This window comes from Spirosoma flavus (genome assembly GCF_054778555.1).
In genome coordinates this window covers 234,438-254,734 of sequence record NZ_BAAGZL010000001.1, presented here as the reverse complement: position 1 = coordinate 254,734, position 20,297 = coordinate 234,438, and the positions used below count along the sequence as shown (strand labels likewise).

Sequence of the window (20,297 nt, the reverse complement as noted above, 5' to 3'; positions counted from 1 at the left end):
TTGTTGTTATACTTTATCGAGCAGGTAAACGATCTGCACAATTGGCAAATACAGCAATGACCCAAACATCATTTGTAGGGCCGCCTTATCGGTGCAGGTTCTCATTAAATGAAACGTTTGCGCCAAAAACAAGATTCCCCCAATCATAGCAACAAGTGCCGAATTAATACCTGTTACTCCCATCAAGTAAGGCAACCAGCCCACCGGAATCAGAAATAGAGTATAAATCATGATACGGAAGGCCGTCTCGGTTGTTTTGCCATTACCGGGCATCATCTGAATACCCGCTTTTTTGTACTCATCAAATGCTAACCAGCCTATTGCCCAGAAGTGTGGGAATTGCCAGAAAAATTGAATGGCAAATAAAATTCCCGGGGCCCAGCCGAAATGATTTGTAGCTGCAACCCAACCGATCATCGGCGGAAATGCACCGGGTAAAGCTCCCACAAATACGGCAATTTGCCCTTTACGTTTTAGCGGGGTATAGACAAACCCGTATAACAATAGAGACAGTACTGCAAGTGCAGCTGCCCGAATATTGAAAAACTGGACGTATAAGTAGCAGGCAATACTGAACAGAAGGAAGGCAAAAATAGCTGCTTCTCGAACACTTAGCCTACCTGTTGGCAAAGGACGTACTGCAGTACGTTTCATCACCTTATCCGAATCTTTTTCGATAATTTGGTTGATAATATTCGCGGCTCCTGTAATAAAAATTGAAGCAATTGTCAGAATGGCTATCTTCAACCAGTTGATTTGGTTAGCCGCTAAGCAATAACCAAATACGCCGGAAAAAACGACTGCCAGCGTTAATTTCAGTTTTAATAATTCAATGTATGCTTTAGCTTTTTCGGCTTGAATCGCTATTGCAGTCACTTTTTCCATACTAAATTTCGACAAGTCGAGACTCTTTTGATGCTGTTCTTGGTACAATTAGCGCTGGATTTAAAATTAACCAACCTGCAAACTGTCCCCCTATTAGTAAAATAGCCAATAATAAGTGAATAGGTTGTGTAATGGCAGGCACAGCTAGATATGCCATGATTACACCAACACCTATTTCAATAGCTACAAATGCTATCAGTCCTTTGGCCAGTCCCTTTAACCATTCACTGTTACGTAGTTTCCGTAGTTGATAGATAATTAGTACGTGAAAAGCTAATATAACCAGCGAAAATGATCGGTGTACGTAAAAGCTTCCTTGTAAATTGCTCACCCAGCTATCTCGCTGCTCGTAACCCAACCGTTTTACTACGTCGTCAAGTGCACTACGTACCTGCGTACCAAGCACTATTTGGACAATAGTTAAAATCACTATAAAAACTAGTAACCAACGTAATGTAGCTGTTTTCTCACCTTCGATCCCTGATCGTAAACGTTGTCCGTTTGAACGTACTAACGCAAAAATCAGGGCAAAAACCACTGCAATGGCTAATAACATATGCAGGGTTATCATGTATTGAGCTAACTCAGTCGAAACAACTTTTGAACCAAGCCAACCATTCATGCCAATCAGGATGAATGCGGTGAAATTGCCCCAAAATACAGTCCGGTCTTTGCGGAGATACGTAGTAGAGGCCAGTAACGTACCAAAAACGAAAAAACCGGATAAAACGCCTAACAGTCGGTTAACGTATTCTATCCAGGTTTTTACGGCATTGAACTCTATTTCTCCTTTCAATTTCGCTCCGTAAATCTCCCGATAGTTTGTGGGCAACTGCGAGATTTCGGTTGGAGGAACCCAGCGACCAAAACATTTAGGCCAGTCAGGGCAGCCCATTCCAGAACCAGTACTTCTGACTATACCCCCTGCGAGAACTAAGAAATAAACGGTGAGTATAGTCAGAAATGCTAGCTTTTGGAATCGTCGTTCTTGTTTATTAATGGGGCTGATTGAACTGATCATTCAAGTATTGTGCCTCAATTTCTTTTTCCATACCAATTAGCTCATTTTCATGAGGTAGATTCGATTCTGGAGTTTGCGAGAATGGCACATTTTGTGGGATGAAATCATCCTTTGCACCAGGCTTACTATAGTCGTACGCCCAACGATATACTGGAGGGATTTCTCCTACCCAGTTACCGTGCCCTGGGTTGATTGGGGTCGTCCACTCTAACGTATTAGATTTCCAGGGATTTTGAGGTGCTTTACGCCCTTTGATGAGACTATGAACGAAATTGTAGATGAATACCCATTGCGCTGCAAACGTGAAAATGGCTGCAAGGCTGATGAAACTATTCATATCAGCGAAGATATTCTTTGTGAAATCGTAGCTGGTAAAGGCGTAATACCGACGTGGAAATCCAGCAATACCGATATAATGCATTGGGAAGAATACTAAGTAGATTCCAATGAATGTCATCCAAAAGTGAAGATATCCCAGTTTCTCGTTCATCATTCTACCAAACATCTTGGGGAACCAGTGATATACTCCTGCCAGTAATCCGAAAGCTGATGCAGCACCCATTACAAGGTGAAAGTGGGCTACGACGAAATATGTATCATGCAATTGAATATCAAGTGCAGAGTTACCCAAAATAAGCCCCGTTAATCCACCCGAAATAAAGAAAGATACTAGGCCAATTGAGAACAACATAGCTGGCGTAAAGCGAATATTACCTCTCCATAGTGTAGTAATGTAGTTAAACGCTTTGACGGCCGACGGTACAGCAATGATCAGCGTCAGGAACATGAATATTGAACCTAAGAACGGATTCATCCCAGTCACGAACATATGATGCGCCCATACGATAAACGCCAAGAAAGCAATACCCATCATCGAGGCAATCATAGCGCGATAACCGAAGATAGGTTTACGGGCGTTAGTTGCAATAATTTCCGAAGTCATACCCAATGCTGGAAGCAACACAATGTATACTTCGGGGTGTCCCAAAAACCAGAACAAGTGCTGAAACAAAATTGGACTACCACCTACATTTGGAAGAGCCTCTCCTTTGATATAGATTTCTGACAAATAGAAACTAGTTCCGAAGCTTCGGTCAAAAATCAGTAATAACGCTGCCGAAAGAAGAACAGGAAATGATATCAATCCAAGTACAGCCGTTAGGAAGAAAGCCCAGATAGTTAATGGCAACTTACTAAATGACATTCCTCGTGTACGCAAATTGATTACCGTAGTGATATAGTTAATACCACCTAACAATTGCGATACAATGAACAAAGCCATACTAATCAACCAAAGCGTCATACCGAACTCAGAACCTTTGTGGGCTTGAGGAAGAGCACTCAATGGCGGATAAATGACCCATCCACCTGAAGCAGGTCCTGTTTCAATAAACAATGACCATAGCATAAGCATACTGGCCATAAAGAAGAACCAGTATGAAAGCATATTCAGAAAGCCGGAAGCCATATCCCGTGCTCCAACTTGAAGTGGAATCAGGAAGTTAGAGAACGTACCACTTAACCCGGCTGTAAGAACGAAGAATACCATAATAGTACCATGCATGGTAACCAGTGCCAAATAAAAATCAGGATCTAGTTTACCAGTTTCGTCAATCCACCCGCCCAAAATTGGTCGTAAGAAGTCTAGCTTCATCGCCGGAAATCCTAACTGTAATCGGAACATCACCGACAAGCTAATGCCAATTATCGACCAGATTATACCTGAGATAAGATATTGTTTGGCAATCGTCTTATGGTCTTCCGAAAATATGTATTTGCGCCAAAAACTTTGTGGCTCATGGTGATCATGCTCTGCTGCATGTGCCACAGTTGCCAGATTAGCTGATTCAGTCGCCATAAATTTAGTTTCTTATAAGTTAATAATTAGTGGAGCGTAGCACTGGCCACTTTTGCTCCTTGAGTAACTATGGTTGCGGTTACGCTGTCAGCTGGTGCCGCCGTCTCTTGTGTTGGCAAATACTTAGCTGCTTTAGACTTTAAATTAGCTGGAATCCGTTGTGCCAGCTCGGGAACAGCCGAAAGCAACGGTTTTTGTTCTTTACACCATGCTTGCCAAGATGCTTCATCCTCAATAATTAGACGAATACGCATCGAGAAATGGCCCTGTCCACAAACCTCAGTACATGCAATTTCATAACCGAAATTAGGATTGCCAGTTATATTACGCATTTCATCTGTTGTTTTATCCGCTGTGAACCAGAAGCGTGTTGGCATACCTGGTACAGCGTCCATTTTCACACGCAGGTGTGGAATGAAAACGCTATGTAATACGTCACGTGCTCGAATCTTCAATAAAACTGGTTTTCCAACTGGAATGTGTAATTCTGATGTTGAAACATAATCATCAAATGAAGCCTCATCAGTGTAATCAATTCCTGTTTCGTTATTACTATCGATTAGCTTATAGTTAAAGGCACCCAGCTTATTGTTGTCTACACCTGGATACCGAACAATCCAGTTAAACTGTTTCCCCACAATTTCAAAGACTTGTGCATCTGATGGAGCTTCTGACATAATATCCCGCCATGCTCTCCAACCAGTGAATACCATTACAGCCATGACTACAGCCGGAATTACTGTCCAGATTAACTCCAATTTATGGTTTTCCGGATAATAGGCAGCTTTACGACCTTCTTTATGTTGGTATAACCAGGCAAATAGAAAGAGTAATGCATTGGTGATTACGAAAGCAACCGTAATTATTCCCATCGAAAGCCAAAACAGGAAATCAGTCCGACGTCCATGTGGCGTTGATGCTTCAGGTAAGAAAAACTGCTTTGCGTATAAAAACGACCACACAAATCCAACCACACCCAATACAAAGAAGATCATGAATAATGCGGCATTAATCCGATTACTCATACCAATATGACCTTCTTCAACTGGTCCATTGGCATTCTTCACAACGGTAGCCATCCGGGATATTACTGTAGCAGCTAATCCTAGAAAAATTACCGATAATAGAATAACTATATAAATCATCGTGCTATTGAATTATAAATTAAATATCGTGATGCAGTGTCTCCTCAAGCATAGGGTGATTTTTAGGAATTAGATTTGCTTTTGCTAGCTGAGAATAAAGCGAGTAAACGAATCCTGAAGCAAAAATCAAAATCATTCCGAATTCCATTGGGCCGAATCCACCATGCTCACCTACAGTACCAGGCATGATATTATTGTAGAAATCAAAATAGTGACCCACAATAATGCACCATGCTGCCAGCTTTAGAATAATGTATGTTCGTTTAGCATCCCGGGTCATTAAAATCAGGAATGGTAAAACAAAGCAGAGTAAAATATTTACAAAAAAAGGTGTTTTGTAAATCCCTCCATATCCACTAAAACGCTCCCGATAGTAAATGGTTTCTTCAGGTAGGTTGGCATAATAAATAAGCATGAACTGGGCAAACCATACATACGTCCAGAAGATGGTAAATGCAAACATGAATTTACCTAAGTCATGGAGATGGCTTTCATTGACCCATTGCATGTAGCCACGCTCTTTCAAGGTAACAACTGTTAAAGTAATAATTGCCAATCCTGTTACATGCCAACTTGCTAATGTATACCATCCAAACATGGTGCTAAACCAGTGTGTGTCAATAGACATAACAAAATCCCATGCTGACGTAGACGATGTAACACCAAATACCAGCAGGAATGCCGTACCAAATTTGATACTCTTTTCATAGTAATCAGTTCCACCGTACAAATCTTCCTGTAAGGAAAAATTACGAAGTTTCATCCACAGGAAGTACCAAAGTCCGAAATAAGCAACAATGCGTCCTAAATAGAATCCTGTATTTAAAAATCCTTTTTTGCCTGCAATAATTGGATCATACTCTGGACTTGCTTTATCATATAGTCCTTCATGGGTCCAGTGAAAAAGGTCATGTCCGGCTATGAAGAAAACGGCAATAACAACCACGCCCATAAAAGGCAGATAAGCAGGCATCGCTTCTGCAACGCGCTTAAATGATACAGACCAGCCAGCCTGCGCTAAGTAGTTATAAGAAAGGAAAAACATGCCTATAACGGAGGCTCCCGTAAAATAGATTGCATTCAGCCAGACGTTAGCCCAGAGCCGATTAGTCCATTTATAGGCATGATGAGCACCTTCGTGAGCACCTGCCCCATGAGCTGCATGAGCATCGTGTCCGTGCGAGCCGGCACCTGATGCTAGTAAATACGCGCCAATTGCAACTAGCGCTACTCCAACGCCAAGGCCGATAAAAATTCGACGTTTGGATTCGGCAGTAAATTCAAATTGTTCGTCTAAGGACGGTATTGCGTGAGCCGATGCCATTCTTAACAGTTTTCAGTTTTTCAGTTTTTAGTTTTCAGTGAAGAAGAAAATAGATTTTTCGCGAGCGAAATTTCTATTCTTCCGATCTGAGAACTTAAGATTACCCTTGTTGTAATTTATGTACGTATTGTACAATCTTCCACCGGTCTTCAGGAGTGATTTGCGAGCCATGCGGCCACATACGCCCTTTACCATGGGTAATCACATGAAAGATATGCCCATCGTTCAATGTTTTTAAAGCATCTGACGAATAGTTGGGTACCCCTTTATACTCCTTACCAACTGGACCGTCACCTTTACCATCCGCACCATGACAATGGCTGCAATAACGTGTGTAAAGCAATTGCCCTTCGGCCATTGACTTTTCCGTCTGTGGAATAGGATTGGTTAAAACCCGCTCAGCAATTCCGATACTATCAGCCGGAATATTATAAATCATCAGATCGTTAGTAGCCGTATTGCCTTCACCAAACTTAGTGTGATAATTTGGACGGGCTACTGTACCGCGAGCTGGTAAACGCATATTTAATCCTTGTGGATTAATGGTATTAGCCCGTATCTGACGATATGGCTCATACCCTACGGCATCATACATCTGTGGTGCATACTCGACACCGGTATTTTCATGACCTTTTTTACAGGACGTACCCGCAAATAATAGCCCAATGAAAGCCAGTGCAGTTATGCTCGTATGTTTAGTAATCATTCTCATTCTTACTATTAGAACTGCTTAACATTTACTTCAGCAGCGCCTGAACTTTTCAGTATCTGCTCAATATCAACTTCACCAATAGTGTTTTTGCTAAGGTCAATGGCCATCGCAAATTTGTTATCGGTAGTTCTCAGATCATACATCAATGGCTTAACGGTTGGTCCTAGTCCATTCGACACTAGAAATGTGCCCACCATACCTAACGCACAAAACAATACCGTTAATTCGAAGAAAATTGGTACATAAATAATAGGGGAGTAAGAATCCTTACCTCCTACAATCATTGGCCAGTCAAAACCTTCAGTATAGAATGTTAAAGACAAAGCCGTGATCGTTCCCGATAAAGCAAACATAAATGCGGCAATGCCTAGTCGGGTACGCGGATGCCCAAGCGCTACGTCCAATCCATGTATTGGAATCGGCGAATAAACCTCATGAATTCGAACACCGGCTTTTTTTATATCCTTTACGGCCTGTAATACTACGTCGTCATCATCATAAATGCCGACTAAGAATTTACCGTTGCTATGTGCGTCTGACATATTCTTTACTTGTTCAAATTTTTCAGGTTTCGGTCGAAATGCTTTAACAGTTCGCCTGAAACATTTTTATTCTACGTCTTTGTTAAACGTCGGATTAGCAACCCGTTCGCCTTTAGCTACACCTGATACAGAAACAGGCAGTTTTTCGGACGACGATTTAATGATTGTTTTAACTTCGGCCATATTTACTACCGGCAGGAATTTCGAGAACAGTAGGAATAAAGTGAAGAATAAGCCAAATGAGAAAATGTAATCACTAATGTCAAACAAGGTTGGGTGGAACATAGCCCAACTCGATGGCAGGTAATCGCGGTGTAGCGACGTAACGATAATCACGAAACGCTCAAACCACATACCGATATTTACAATAACAGATAATACGAATGTCCAGACGATACTCCGGCGAATTGCCCGCGACCAGAAAAGCTGTGGTGTAATTACATTACAAGTCATCATAGCCCAGTATGCCCACCAATATGGCCCGGTAGCCCGGTTGATAAATGCATAACTTTCAAATTCGACTCCTGAATACCAAGCAATAAAGAACTCTGTCAAGTAGGCTACCCCTACAATCGAACCTGTTAATGTAATGACTTTGTTCATCGATTCGATGTGTTCAACTGTGATATAGTCTTCCAGTTTGAACACTACTCGAATAATAAGAACCAAGTTTTGTACCATCGCGAAACCAGAGAAGATAGCTCCAGCTACGAAGTAAGGAGGGAAGATAGTAGTATGCCAGCCAGGAATAACCGACGTAGCAAAGTCCATACTTACAATCGTGTGTACAGAAAGTACTAGCGGTGTAGATAAGCCTGCCAAAATCAAGCTCATGTATTCATAACGAGCCCATGTTTTTGCCGAACCATTCCAGCCAAGCGAAAAAGCTCCATACATATAACGAGATACCTTACTACGTGCCCGGTCGCGAATAGTAGCCAAGTCAGGAATTAGACCCATATACCAGAATACCAGCGATACGGTGAAATATGTACTGATGGCAAATACGTCCCAAACCAGCGGAGATTTGAAATTTACCCAAAGCGAACCTAACGTATTAGGTAGCGGCAAACACCAGTAAGCTACCCATGGACGGCCAGCGTGCATCATAATAAAGCTTGCAGCACATATAACGGCAAAAATCGTCATGGCTTCAGCAGCACGGTTTACGGCAGTCCGCCATTTCTGCCGGAATAAAAGAAGAATAGCTGAAATCAATGTACCAGCGTGTCCGATACCAACCCACCATACGAAGTTGGTGATATCCCACGCCCAGCCCACAGTTTTGTTTAGACCCCAAACTCCCAGACCTTCCCACCAAGTCCAGAACAGGCAGGCTGTACCGTATAAGAGTACAACTACAGCAATGGTAAAGGCAATCGTCCACTCACGGGTTGGAGCGCCTTCGACCTGTTTGCTGATATCCTCTGTTACGTCGGCATAGGTTTTTCCACCGGTAACAAGAGGAGTTCTTACAGCTGATGTAACATGCGACATATACTTACTGTATTTACGATTTGTGATGCACGATTTACAAACTCTAAATTACGACAGCTTAAAGACGTAATCTTTAAAGCGTAAAGCGTATTTTACTTTTAAGCGTGTGATTCCTGCTGAGCGTTTTTATTGTCTTTAGGCTCTTCGTCTTTATTGCGAATTTTAGTCAGGTACGAGATTTGTGGTCTCACGTTAATTTCCTCAAGTACGTGGAAAGCGCGTCCATCCTGTTCAGCCATTAGAATCTTCGAAACAGTGCTTTCAGGATTATTTAAATCACCGAATATTATAGCTCCTGTCGAACAAGCTTGCGAACAGGCCGTCTGTACTTCATCAGGAGCTAGTCTACGACGCTCTTTTTTTGCTGTCAGCTTACTTTCCTGAATACGTTGCACACAGAATGAGCACTTTTCAATAACCCCTCTCGAACGCACCGTTACGTCTGGATTAATGACCATTTTACCAAGGTCATTGTTAAAATGATAATCGAAATTATCATTGTCAAAATATTTAAACCAGTTGAAACGACGTACTTTATAAGGACAGTTATTAGCACAATAACGTGTGCCAATACAGCGATTATAGGTCATTTGGTTAAGACCCTCTGTGCTATGCGTTGTTGCCAAAACCGGGCAAACTGTTTCGCAGGGGGCGTTGCTACAATGCTGGCATAGCATCGGCTGGAATGTAACTTCGGGATTTGCCGATGCCACTTCTAAGCCTGAATAATCATCTACCTCGGCGTCACTGCTGTAGTACCGATCAATACGAAGCCAGTGCATCTCACGACGTCTGATTACTTCTTTCCGGCCCACTACCTGAATGTTATTTTCTGCGTTACAGGCTACGATACATGTACCACATCCTAAACAGGAGTTAAGGTCAATAACCATACCCCATGAATGGTTGGGTTTTCCATAACCATTCCAGAGCGTAATATCATTCGGATCAACAGGACCTTTTGATGTTTCTACGTGTGGTTCGTATCGGCCAGCTTTCGGATTCTTTACGTATTGAGATAGAACAGTTTCCTGCAATACCGCTTTCCGCCCCATTACCGTGTCATGGGTCTGGGTTTGAGCTATTTCGTGAGAACCGCTTGCTTTCTCAACCTTTGCATTGAAGGCTGCATACGTAGCATAGCCACCAACAAGACTTACAAACTGATAAACGTTTTTGCCAACGCCATTAGCTGATTTACCAGCTTTTTCGCGGCCATAGCCAATAGCAATAGAAACCGTGTTGTCCGCCTGACCAGGCTGAACTAATACTGGCAATTCAACCGACTTACCATTGACCGTTACTGTCACTAAATCATTCTGAGCGATGTTTAAATCTTTGGCAGTCTTTTGCGAAATAGCCGCGTAATTGTCCCAGCATGCTTTTGAAACTGGGTCAGGCAATTCCTGCAGCCATGGGTTATTGGCCATTGCACCAGTACCTACACCAATTTTTTCATACAGACACACTTCCATGCCTGTTGTTGGCTTATAACGTTGAGCGATGCCAGTTGCCGCCTGCGTTACGTTGCCTGTGAAAGAGGCACCCCCAGCTTCAGCACCACCCGTGTTAGGTTCGAACACACCGTCATTTAAGCATTTCACCCAGAAAGCATCAAATGAAGCAAATCCTGAAGCTTTTGGATATTGCGTCGTCCGCCAGTAATTTTTCAGATAAGTTTGGTAATCGTTTGATTTGCCTATCCAAGTTAATAAACTCGATTGAAACTGTCGAGTTTTGAAAATATGGGTAATGGCCGGTTGCATAAGGCTATAGTACCCTGGTTTGGGCTCAGCATCGCCCCAGCATTCAAGGAAGTGTGGTGCAGGAGTAATATACTTGGTCAGCGAAGCGGTTTCGTCAGCTCGGTCAGCGAATGAAATAGATAATTGAATCTTAGGTAATGCTTCTGCCAATTCAGAACCACGCGGATGATCATAAACTGGGTTCGACGCAAAGAACAGCGCAGCACCCACCCGACCACTTTTCGCTTCGTCAATAAAGGCGTTCATCTTCTGATCATTACCTTGCCGATAATTAACCGGAGAGTTCAGGTCGATAGTTACACCGTAGCTACCCAGCAGGTTATTTAGAGCGTTAACGACAATCTGTACATTCGGATCGTTCGAACCAGAAACAACTAAAGCTTTTCCTCGTGAATTAGCCAGATCAGTAGCAGCCTTATCTAGGTTCGGAACGTCTATCGACGGCGTACTGATTGCAGTGCCGCCAACTTTAGCAGCCACTTTATTGTAAAGTGCCGCTACAACCAGGCCCTCTTGTGACGGTTTAATTGCCGAACGATAATCAGCATTGGCGCCCGTTAATGAAAGCCCTGTCTCAAACTGATAATGCCGCGACATGGTTTTCTTGCCACCACCAATCGCACCTACTTGACGGCCTTTTACATATCCGCCCATATACTCGATTGGAGCAACCCATGTACCTAAGAAATCAGCACCGATTCCTACAATGGTTTGTGCTTTACCAAAATCGTAGGACGGAATAACTGCTTTACCAAAAGAAGCTTGGTTAGCCTGCATGATACCGAAAACAGAATTGGCATCATATGTAATGTGGCTAGCTGTTGGGTATTTGGCAATAAAATCAGCAACTACAGCTTTAGTGGTTGGACTCAGAATTGTCGATGTAACAATCCGAATAGCCCCCCCCTTGGCAGCAACTGAATTTAGCTGACTAACAATTTCACGGTCAGCTGTAGCCCAGTCAATATCTGCTTCACCACGTTTTGGACCTTTCAGTTTGTCTATGTCATACAAAGATAAAACTGAAGCCTGCGAACGGGGCGTTGTACCTCCTTTAGATACACTCGAAGAAGGGTTGCCTTCAATTTTAATAGGCCGCCCTTCACGGGTTTCAACTAAAATGGCAGTATAATCTCCCCCCTCACTGAATGTAGATGCATAATAATCAGAGATGGAAGGAAACGTAAACTCAGGTTTATTAATATAAGGAATGGCTTTGTGTACCGGCGTTTCACAAGCGGCTAGCGAAACGGCGGCCATACCAAAACCCATTACTTTAAGAAAGTCACGGCGTTGGGTATTCGAACCACCAAGCAGACCATCCAGATCACTTGACGACTCGCTTAGGTCAGGATTAGCAAATTCGCTATTTGCGTTCTTTACGAACGTAGCGTCGTTACGTAATTCTTCGACCCCTTTCCAATACCGTTTAGATGTATTTTCCATGCGTGTTGTATGCGGCAATGGTTATGATTAAATAATGTAGAATGTCAAATGAACACTGTTAACCGAATCTTTAGACACTATTCATTAACCATTATACATTGAATATTAGTAGTGACATTTAGAACATTCCAGACCACCAATATTGGCCACTTTCAACGGATCTTTGCTTTCTTTCCGATGTAGAGCCACAAGTTTGTCATAGTACGCATTGTCTTTTGTATTGACATCCGTACGGCGGTGACAGTCGATACACCAGCCCATCGTTAGCGATGAACGCGCTTCTACCACTTCCATCTTCTCGATTTCGCCGTGGCAGGTTTGGCACGCTACGTTACCTACATTTACGTGTTGCGCGTGGTTGAAATACGCCAAATCGGGTAGATTATGAACCCGAATCCACTCAATTGGCCGATTATTTTCGATAGCTGCGTAAATCTTTTGAATTTCCGGCGACTCTTTCTTAATAACACCGTGGCAGTTCATACAGATGTTAGCGGCTGGAATAGTCGCACTCTTACCCTTCTGAGCACCTGTATGGCAGTAATTACAGTCAATTTTGTATTGACCCGCATGAAGCTTGTGCGAGTAGGCAATAGGCTGTTTGGGAGCGTAACCTTGTTGGATACCTACACCATAAGCTCCGTCAATTGTTTCTTTGGCTGCTACCAACAGGAATAGCCAGATAACAATTGAACGTAGCGTCGGATTGTTGAATGCATTCGATAGCCCGGTTTTTAGTTTTTGGCCGAAAGCAGAAGGTACCTGCGTACCATCAGTAGTCGTAACAGGCGAAACAGCTTTCGACAGGATAGTTACGATAACCAGCAGCACACCGAGTACTAATAACATTACAACTAATAAAGCAACCAATACAACCGTAAACATCTCCGATGGACCTGAAGAAGCTGTTGTCGTCACAGGAACGGAGCCTCCTTGCTCTCCCCCAACAGTAGGTGTAGTGGGCTTACCTGCCTGGTCAATATATGCTAGAATTCCATCAATGTCAGCGTCAGACAGACTTGGGAAGCTTGACATTTGAATTTTACCATTCGCGTTGAAAACCTGGTTTGCGTATTGGTCTCCAGATGCAATAAGTGCTGAAGAGTTTCTAATCCACTTATGCAGCCAATCGCCACCTGGCGCCCGGTCCCGAATCCCTTTTAAGCCAGGACCTACAACCTTATCGGCCGTTACAGAGTGGCATTGGGCGCAGTTGTTGGTAAATAATGTTTTCCCTTTTTCTGCGTCCGCTCCACCTGCAGGAGCCGCATCCTGTGCTTTCACCTGACTATTGGCAACCAATAGCCCAAGCAAAAGAACAATAGCTCCGCAAAGCTTGTATAAACGACTCATTGTATGAACTTTATTATTCGAGTGAATCAACATAATCACTAATACTTATTTATCAGCGTCCAAAAGTACGACACGATTACTGTATAGGCAAAAGTTGTTGTTTCCCTGTTTTTTATTTATATCGTTTCTAATTAAGCCAAAGCTTGTAGTTATGTTGATTACGTAAACATTACTCCCAGTTAAGCATTTTAACCACAAAAAATGCCATTTTGCCAATACTCTGATATAAGTATTACTAAAATGACGACATTTCTATTTTTCTTGGAAATTTCCAAAGAGATATAAGTTAAGGCCGATAATCCGATTAGGGGTAGTAACTAGAAAATATGGGGAACATCAACCATTTAACTGTAATCTGAATCTGAGTGATTGCTATGGAGCTGGGTTTTGCAATGTACATCTGATCTGCAAGCAAGTCTTTAATTATACTATTTTTTTATATTTATAGCTTTGTATATAATTATAACTAAGTCTATCATTTTATATTTTATAATGTCAGGTGATAAACTGCACTAGTCAATGATCTACTTCTGTCCTGTAATACCCGCTTTTATTAGATAGATAACGTAAGTTGTGTGCCTGGTTTTACCTCCTTAGTATGAAAGTTAGAAAGAGACACACCTAAAAGCCGAATACCTTTCGATAAGGGCCGTAGGGTTCCTAGTAAATCCATAGCCAACTGTAACAAAGTCGATTCTTGAGTTAAGGGATAAACTGGCGTTCGACTGCGAGTGACTTGCTGAAAATCGGCAAATTTCACCTTTATTGTTACTGTCCGGCCTAATATATTCGTCCGTTCACAGTACTGCCACACGTCAGCTACCAGCGGCTGTAAAGCATTTTCAAAATCTGCCTGCTCATCTAAATCCCGCTCAAAAGTAGTTTCTGAGCCCACTGATTTACGTTCCCGATCAGGGGTGACCGCCCGCATATCGATGGCCCGTGAAATATGGTAATAATGGTGACCGACTTTACCAAAGTGTTCTACTAAAAACGCTTCACTCTGCGCCCTTAGGTCTAACCCGGTGAATATACCCAGTTGATTCATACGGGTAGCTGTCACCTGACCAATACCATGAAATTGGCCAACCTGTAAGCTTTCAACAAAAGGAGGGCCCTGATGGGGCTTAATGACAAATAAGCCATCTGGTTTGAGATAATCTGAGGCAAGTTTGGCCAGAAACTTATTATAAGACACACCTGCTGACGCGGTCAAATTCGTCTCCTGTTTGATAAGATCTTTAATCGTCTGGGCGAGTTGGGTAGCCGTTTCCTCTACGTCTAAGCAATCGGTCACATCCAGATAGGCTTCGTCAAGGGACAAGGGTTCGATGAGAGGGGTAAACCGGGCAAAGATTGCGCGTATCTGAGCAGACACAGCTTTATATACATCAAATCGTGGCTTGACAAAAATCAGGCTGGGGCATTTCCGTAGTGCCAAGGTAGAGGCCATTGCCGAACGAACGCCAAACTGTCGCGCTTCGTAACTGGCAGCAGCTACTACACCGCGGAGAGAAGAACCGCCCACAGCTAGGGGCTTGCCGCGCAGGTCAGGATTATCGCGTTGCTCGACCGATGCATAAAAAGCATCCATATCGATGTGAATAATTTTGCGATTATCAGCCTGTTGCATGATAGACAGACGGTTAACAAAGTAGGGAAATTACCTCAACTCACTCACCTAAGTGAAATCAGAAATACGTCAATCTACAGAAAGCACCTCAACTTTTCGTTACCCTCCGACATACTGATAGCACTGATTTTGAAGCCGTTTATGAATGTTCAAACCGCTCAGTCTAATATCTTCATAAAAAGTTAATCGAGGCCTGATAATCTTTTTAAAATATAATCAACCCACTTACATGCTGAGAAGGTCATGTTCAAATAATAGCAACCGGACAAAACTTATATGTCTGGCTGAAGAAAGAATCGACAAGAATAAAAGTGAGGAACAGTTACCAAACAGACTTCTATATTGGCTAGTCTTTAGGTGGAAGCGTAACGGTTTGCAGCCAATATGCTCTTAAAATACTAAGCTGTTCTTTCCATTTAACCAATGAATCTGGTTTTAGAATATAGGAGCTTGCTCCCGAATTGTAAGACTCTTGAATGATTATACTCGAATCATTATTAGTCAACATGATAATGGGAGTTATATACGTGATTTTATTGTCACGTAAACTATTCAGTAGCCCAATACCCGTCTCATTATCAGGTAAGCCAATATCTAATAGTATTAGCTTTGGTAATAAGTTTTCTGGATTGTCGAAGTACTCTTTAGCCTGCTCAAGGCTGTTCAACTGTTTAAAATAAGCTTCGGGAAAGGATAAGCTAGCCGCTCGCTCGATAATGCCCAGTAACAGTGGATCGTCATCAATGAGGATAATCAGAAACATCTATATGCTCAAGTTTTTTAGTAGAACAGTTACATTGCCAAGGTGAACTTATAGTATCTACTAATCCTCAGGCAATCCTGGAAGTCGGCTGGTTTTGTACCAGAATCGTTTCAGGATATCCACGTATTCTCGCCAGCTTTCCATATTGCTAGGTTTTTGAGTATAAGCTACCGCGCCAGCTTCGTATGCACGTCGAACATCAGATTTAGAATCTGAGATGGTAAACATAACAATAGGAACCTGATTGTTAGTCAACGAACGTATTTGGGGAATCAACTCGATCCCGTTAAGCGATTGGTGCAGGTCAATGTCCAATAGAATCAACTGAGGCTGTTGACGCGATTTATCTGCCAGCCAGTTAAGCGTTTCCTGTGGCGATTCTGTACTAATGAACTGAGCTTCGGGGAAAATTTGCTGACCCACCCGACTTAGTATGTCAATAACAGGTGGCTCGTCATCAACCAGCAAAATTAGAATAGGTGTTTCAGCTTGCATGAACGCTTAGAAAAACTGGAGTTACTGACCTCTAAAGGTGTGATTGCTACGATTTTATAAACCTATATTAAACGCTTAGGTCCTAAGAAAAATCAACTCAATAAGTAATTGAGCTAGTAGCTGAGTGTAAAATTACAAATTTCGTACGAAACCTTAAAAAGGTGGCCTCGAACAGGCAAAAAGTTAAAAAGTACTCCTTATATATAATATACGTACTAGTTTAGGCAAATAGTCAAAATGAGTATGATGCTACATTTGATCAATAATGTTAGCAATAGCTAATTTGAAGCCTCACGCATCAGCGCTACGTCGACTTAGCTATTATTTACGTAGTTTTATTTATTAGCCCGTTCGTATTTAATCTCTTTATTGGCCCAGGGGATAAAATATTGAAAATTGGGGACGTCCGTATGACCGCCATCATGTTGTCTCCAGGCCAGTTCGCCATCCATCAGGCCGGTTAACACAGGTGGCATTTTTTCAGAATTATACTCGTTACTCACACCTAAATCTCTTGCTCCCAACAGTTTGAATACTGATCCAGCCGCAACCGTAGCCTTGTAACTTCCGGTTTGATCGAGCCACTTAGCATCTCCTTTTTCGGGTATTCCATAACTAATGAAGGTTGGTCGTGGCGCGCAAAGCGCTATTAATTCATGCGAATCAACCGGAAGATCGCAGCCTGTTTTCCTTCCAAAAGACGATTCCTCCGTAGCATATTTTAAGTAATTACCTGCCATCCAGTGATACTCGCCACTACCAGCAAGGCTTTCGACTGCTTCGCCAAATACTCGACGCTGTAACGTAGTGCCGCCCTTGCCTGATGAGCCAATTAGTCCCAGCCCAAACCGCTGATCGAATGCCATTGTGACCAGTGCCGCTTTTCCGTACCGCGAAACGCCTTCAATACCAACTTGTTTAGCATTCACTAGGGGTTCGGTTTCTAAATAATCCAGCGCGCGTGAGGCTCCCCACGCCCAGGCTCTCAGCGATCCCCAATCTTCAGGTTTACGAGGCTGACCTTTGTTTACTAACCCGATAATTCCTCGCGTCAGTCCAGCACCATTATCGGCTTGTATACTTCCTGTTTCCAGTGTGCAATAACCCCAGCCAGCAGCCAGCAATTGCTCGGTTGGGGGTGAATCGCCGGTTGGCGCAGGCGCAAAGAAGTTAGGGCCGGGTAATCGGGTGATGGGCGCATAAGCCGGATATTTATCAAAAATGGCCTTCATTTCCGGATTTTGCTTAATCATCATGTCTTTGAACGTAGCATTGATCTTCTCCATATCGGCCAGTGAAGGTTGTGCCGGTGCAGGCAACGTCGGTGGGAGAAAGCCAAACATCATCAGGACCGGCACTGGGCCTTTTACGTTCTGAGGCAGAACCAACACCATGTTGATATTGACGTTTATGAGCGGGTATTCGCTGTTATCGACCCGACCAATCAACTGCTTCGCCACTACCGGAATCCGGCCCACCATTTCATTATCGGTCACTTTGGTGATCCAGGTCACTTTCGGTACGTTCTTTGGCACCCGGCCATACATCTCCCGTTCAAAATCCTCAATAATTTCCGGGCGACGTACCTGCCACCACTGTTCGGGAGTAGTTACTTTTTTGCCATTCTTAGTGGTTAATACGTCCGGCAATTGTGGACAGGGATCAGCCTGAGACTCATCATAATTAGCATGATTAGGCGCAGATTCATTACCGCTTGGTCCGGGTCTTAACTTTTTGATGCCCAACTGTTGCATCATAATCGCCTGGTCTTCAGCAGCTGTGAATGTTTTCAAGCGAGGATATTTACTACTGTCAATTACAGCCTGCTGGGCAACCGCTACGTAGGGAAGAACAATCAGCAGAACAAAAGCCAGGTATTTTTGCATGGTAGTTGGGAATTAGGCAAGGTTTATTGGTCGGTCCGGAAGGGGGACGCTGGCAGGCCTTCTTTATTAGATAAATTCGGATTGACCGGATTATCGGCCCAGGCGTAGCGAACGTATTGAGGAGTAGGCACTTCATCACTCCAGACTACTACGTTGCTTCCTTCTATCCGAGCTTTAGCCCAGACGAATTTTTTATCTGAACCAGCAATGGCAAACTCGCTTAAGTCTTCGCCATCGCTGGTAACCAAACCACTACCGGTATTCGTAAACCTGACGACAATTTTGTTGCCTTCAGTAGCAGCCGACTGATACAATGGTCCCGACGAAACCAGGTTTTCCTTGTAAGCCGTTTTCAGAGCGGCCAAAGCTAGTCGCTCGCCAACCGATTTTTTATTATCAGGATGAATATCGTTCCATTCGCCCAAATCGATGGCAACGGCCATAGCCGTATTGGGTACAGATAGTGCTTTAAGCTGCGCTTCACGTAGCACGGCCCAGCTACTCTCCGACGGCTGGTAATTGTAATCCATGAAACCCGGAAGCTGGACGTACAGAAACGGCAATGTTTCCTGTTTCCATAGGCGTCGCCAGTCACTGATTAGCGCTGGGAGCAACGTAGTATATTCCTGTGGTTTACCGGCATTACTTTCGCCCTGATACCAGCAAAATCCTTTGATCGCATAGTTTATTTCCGGGGCAACCATCGCATTAAACAGGGCTGTCGGCTGGTTCTGCGCGTTGATTCCACCACCGAAATTGCCGCCCGCTACAGGTCGATAAACGGTACCTACTTTGTATTGCCACGTTCCTTTGAGATCAACCGTATCGGCCCCGGCGAAAATGCAATAAGGTTTGTCGGGCACGAAGCCTCCTTTACTAGCATTGTTGGTGACACGTACCACCACTACGTTCTTACCAGCTTTCAATACGTCCGGCGCTACGTTATATCGGCGTTGCGGGTACATATACGTAGTGCGTCCCACTGATTTCCCGTTGATATACAGTTCATCGGCATCAACGATACGTCCCAGAAACACGCGGGCAGGCTTACCCATCATTGAAGCAGGAATATCTATTTCTTTCCGATACCACACGACGCCATTCAAATCTTTAACGCCCTGGTCCTCCCAATAGCCCGGTACGTTGATCGGCCGCCAGCCTTTGGGAGCATACGCTACGTCGAACCATTTGGTATTGCCTGCCAAGCCCAAATCAACCGGCGGAACTGGTCGAGTTGACGTAGTAGTCTGTCGCCGAAGGCCATTGATATACGTAGTGTCTTTGTTTTTTTCGATGGTCGCTTTTAGCGGTGAGAAATCTTTAAGTCCTTCTTCACTCGTCCAGGCTTCGATGGGCGTACCACCCACACTGGCGTTAATGATTCCGACGGGTATTTTATATTTCTCGTGAATCTTCTTCGCGAAAAAATAAGCCACCGCCGAAAATGGTCGAACGTCTTCGCCAACCGCTGATTTCCATTGGCCATTCGGAAGGTCGTTTTGCGGGCCTTGCAGATTAGTTAACGTAGATATCCAGAACTGCCGGATTTGCGGATAATTAGCTTCTGCAATGTCTTTGGCATACGTAACGTCGTGGATATTCAGTTGGTGCACCATATTGCTCTGTCCACTACAAAACCACACATCACCAATCAAAATATCCTTTACAGTAAGCTGCGTTTTTCCACTAATTTCCATCGTAAACGGACCACCCGACGGCAGGGCTGGTAATTCAAGTTGCCATTGCCCCCTGGCTTCCGTAACCGTTTTATAGTTCTTATTCTTGAATCGCACGGTGATACGTTCGCCAGGAGCAGCCCATCCCCAAATCTTGAGTGGTACGTCCCGTTGCAAAACCATGCCATCGCTGATCAGTTTAGGCAAACGAAGCTGCGCCTGTGCTACGTTCGCTATTGCCAGAAACAGGCCGAGAAGATACATTTCGACGGCGACAATAAATCCAGATTTCATT

At 43.5% G+C, this 20,297-nt stretch carries 15 protein-coding genes; all 15 read right to left on the bottom strand.

Annotated features, from left to right (window positions below; all coding sequences use genetic code 11):
* Positions 1 to 6 precede the first annotated feature (6 nt).
* The gene (gene cyoE / locus ACYVF1_RS00970) at positions 7 to 885 is read right to left on the bottom strand and encodes a heme o synthase (RefSeq protein ID WP_461074694.1); all 879 of its coding nucleotides are present in this window, start codon (positions 883 to 885) and stop codon (positions 7 to 9) included.
* A 1-nt stretch (position 886) separates the two neighbouring features.
* A complete protein-coding gene (locus ACYVF1_RS00965) occupies positions 887 to 1,906 on the bottom strand; it encodes a COX15/CtaA family protein (protein ID WP_461074692.1) in 1,020 nt (339 codons plus the stop codon).
* Entirely contained in the window at positions 1,881 to 3,764 is a 1,884-nt protein-coding gene (locus ACYVF1_RS00960) for a cytochrome c oxidase subunit I (RefSeq protein WP_461074690.1), read from the bottom strand. The genes ACYVF1_RS00965 and ACYVF1_RS00960 overlap by 26 nt, the downstream gene beginning before the upstream one ends.
* Positions 3,765 to 3,790: 26 nt before the next feature.
* Positions 3,791 to 4,909 (bottom strand): cytochrome c oxidase subunit II, encoded by a 1,119-nt coding sequence (locus tag ACYVF1_RS00955; RefSeq protein WP_461074688.1) that lies wholly within the window; start codon positions 4,907 to 4,909, stop codon positions 3,791 to 3,793.
* A 19-nt stretch (positions 4,910 to 4,928) separates the two neighbouring features.
* On the bottom strand, positions 4,929 to 6,233 hold the full coding sequence (locus tag ACYVF1_RS00950; protein ID WP_461074686.1) for a quinol:cytochrome C oxidoreductase: 1,305 nt from the start codon (positions 6,231 to 6,233) through the stop codon (positions 4,929 to 4,931).
* A gap of 100 nt (positions 6,234 to 6,333) precedes the next feature.
* Entirely contained in the window at positions 6,334 to 6,939 is a 606-nt protein-coding gene (locus ACYVF1_RS00945; protein WP_461074684.1) for a c-type cytochrome, read from the bottom strand.
* 14 nt (positions 6,940 to 6,953) lie between these two features.
* Positions 6,954 to 7,487, bottom strand: coding sequence for a DUF3341 domain-containing protein (locus tag ACYVF1_RS00940; protein ID WP_461074682.1), 534 nt, complete (start codon positions 7,485 to 7,487; stop codon positions 6,954 to 6,956).
* Between the two features lie 66 nt (positions 7,488 to 7,553).
* A complete protein-coding gene (nrfD, locus tag ACYVF1_RS00935) occupies positions 7,554 to 8,984 on the bottom strand; it encodes an NrfD/PsrC family molybdoenzyme membrane anchor subunit (protein WP_461074680.1) in 1,431 nt (476 codons plus the stop codon).
* A gap of 98 nt (positions 8,985 to 9,082) precedes the next feature.
* Positions 9,083 to 12,196 carry a TAT-variant-translocated molybdopterin oxidoreductase gene (locus ACYVF1_RS00930; RefSeq protein WP_461074678.1) on the bottom strand — a complete coding sequence of 1,038 codons (3,114 nt, stop codon included), beginning with the start codon at positions 12,194 to 12,196 and terminating at the stop codon, positions 9,083 to 9,085.
* Positions 12,197 to 12,301: 105 nt separating this feature from the next.
* Positions 12,302 to 13,582 carry a c-type cytochrome gene (locus ACYVF1_RS00925; protein ID WP_461074676.1) on the bottom strand — a complete coding sequence of 427 codons (1,281 nt, stop codon included), beginning with the start codon at positions 13,580 to 13,582 and terminating at the stop codon, positions 12,302 to 12,304.
* 520 nt (positions 13,583 to 14,102) lie between these two features.
* Complete coding sequence (dinB, locus tag ACYVF1_RS00920) at positions 14,103 to 15,182, bottom strand: DNA polymerase IV (RefSeq protein ID WP_461074674.1); 1,080 nt, start codon at positions 15,180 to 15,182, stop codon at positions 14,103 to 14,105.
* A 346-nt stretch (positions 15,183 to 15,528) separates the two neighbouring features.
* Positions 15,529 to 15,945 carry a response regulator gene (locus ACYVF1_RS00915; RefSeq protein ID WP_461074672.1) on the bottom strand — a complete coding sequence of 139 codons (417 nt, stop codon included), beginning with the start codon at positions 15,943 to 15,945 and terminating at the stop codon, positions 15,529 to 15,531.
* 60 nt (positions 15,946 to 16,005) lie between these two features.
* Positions 16,006 to 16,440: a response regulator gene (locus ACYVF1_RS00910; RefSeq protein ID WP_461074670.1), complete on the bottom strand. Its 435-nt coding sequence runs from the start codon at positions 16,438 to 16,440 to the stop codon at positions 16,006 to 16,008.
* Between the two features lie 335 nt (positions 16,441 to 16,775).
* Positions 16,776 to 18,326, bottom strand: coding sequence for a glucuronyl esterase domain-containing protein (locus ACYVF1_RS00905; RefSeq protein WP_461074668.1), 1,551 nt, complete (start codon positions 18,324 to 18,326; stop codon positions 16,776 to 16,778).
* 23 nt (positions 18,327 to 18,349) lie between these two features.
* On the bottom strand, positions 18,350 to 20,296 hold the full coding sequence (locus ACYVF1_RS00900) for a sialate O-acetylesterase (protein ID WP_461074666.1): 1,947 nt from the start codon (positions 20,294 to 20,296) through the stop codon (positions 18,350 to 18,352).
* Between the last annotated feature and the right edge of the window lies 1 nt (position 20,297).

Excerpts from the sequence above, each read along its gene's own strand:
- cyoE (WP_461074694.1), bottom strand. The coding sequence starts at position 885 with ATGGAAAAAGTGACTGCAATAGCGATTCAAGCCGAAAAAGCTAAAGCA.
- ACYVF1_RS00965 (WP_461074692.1), bottom strand. The coding sequence starts at position 1,906 with ATGATCAGTTCAATCAGCCCCATTAATAAACAAGAACGACGATTCCAA.
- ACYVF1_RS00960 (WP_461074690.1), bottom strand. The coding sequence starts at position 3,764 with ATGGCGACTGAATCAGCTAATCTGGCAACTGTGGCACATGCAGCAGAG.
- ACYVF1_RS00955 (WP_461074688.1), bottom strand. The coding sequence starts at position 4,909 with ATGATTTATATAGTTATTCTATTATCGGTAATTTTTCTAGGATTAGCT.
- ACYVF1_RS00950 (WP_461074686.1), bottom strand. The coding sequence starts at position 6,233 with ATGGCATCGGCTCACGCAATACCGTCCTTAGACGAACAATTTGAATTT.
- ACYVF1_RS00945 (WP_461074684.1), bottom strand. The coding sequence starts at position 6,939 with ATGATTACTAAACATACGAGCATAACTGCACTGGCTTTCATTGGGCTA.
- ACYVF1_RS00940 (WP_461074682.1), bottom strand. The coding sequence starts at position 7,487 with ATGTCAGACGCACATAGCAACGGTAAATTCTTAGTCGGCATTTATGAT.
- nrfD (WP_461074680.1), bottom strand. The coding sequence starts at position 8,984 with ATGTCGCATGTTACATCAGCTGTAAGAACTCCTCTTGTTACCGGTGGA.
- ACYVF1_RS00930 (WP_461074678.1), bottom strand. The coding sequence starts at position 12,196 with ATGGAAAATACATCTAAACGGTATTGGAAAGGGGTCGAAGAATTACGT.
- ACYVF1_RS00925 (WP_461074676.1), bottom strand. The coding sequence starts at position 13,582 with ATGTTGATTCACTCGAATAATAAAGTTCATACAATGAGTCGTTTATAC.
- dinB (WP_461074674.1), bottom strand. The coding sequence starts at position 15,182 with ATGCAACAGGCTGATAATCGCAAAATTATTCACATCGATATGGATGCT.
- ACYVF1_RS00915 (WP_461074672.1), bottom strand. The coding sequence starts at position 15,945 with ATGTTTCTGATTATCCTCATTGATGACGATCCACTGTTACTGGGCATT.
- ACYVF1_RS00910 (WP_461074670.1), bottom strand. The coding sequence starts at position 16,440 with ATGCAAGCTGAAACACCTATTCTAATTTTGCTGGTTGATGACGAGCCA.
- ACYVF1_RS00905 (WP_461074668.1), bottom strand. The coding sequence starts at position 18,326 with ATGCAAAAATACCTGGCTTTTGTTCTGCTGATTGTTCTTCCCTACGTA.
- ACYVF1_RS00900 (WP_461074666.1), bottom strand. The coding sequence starts at position 20,296 with ATGAAATCTGGATTTATTGTCGCCGTCGAAATGTATCTTCTCGGCCTG.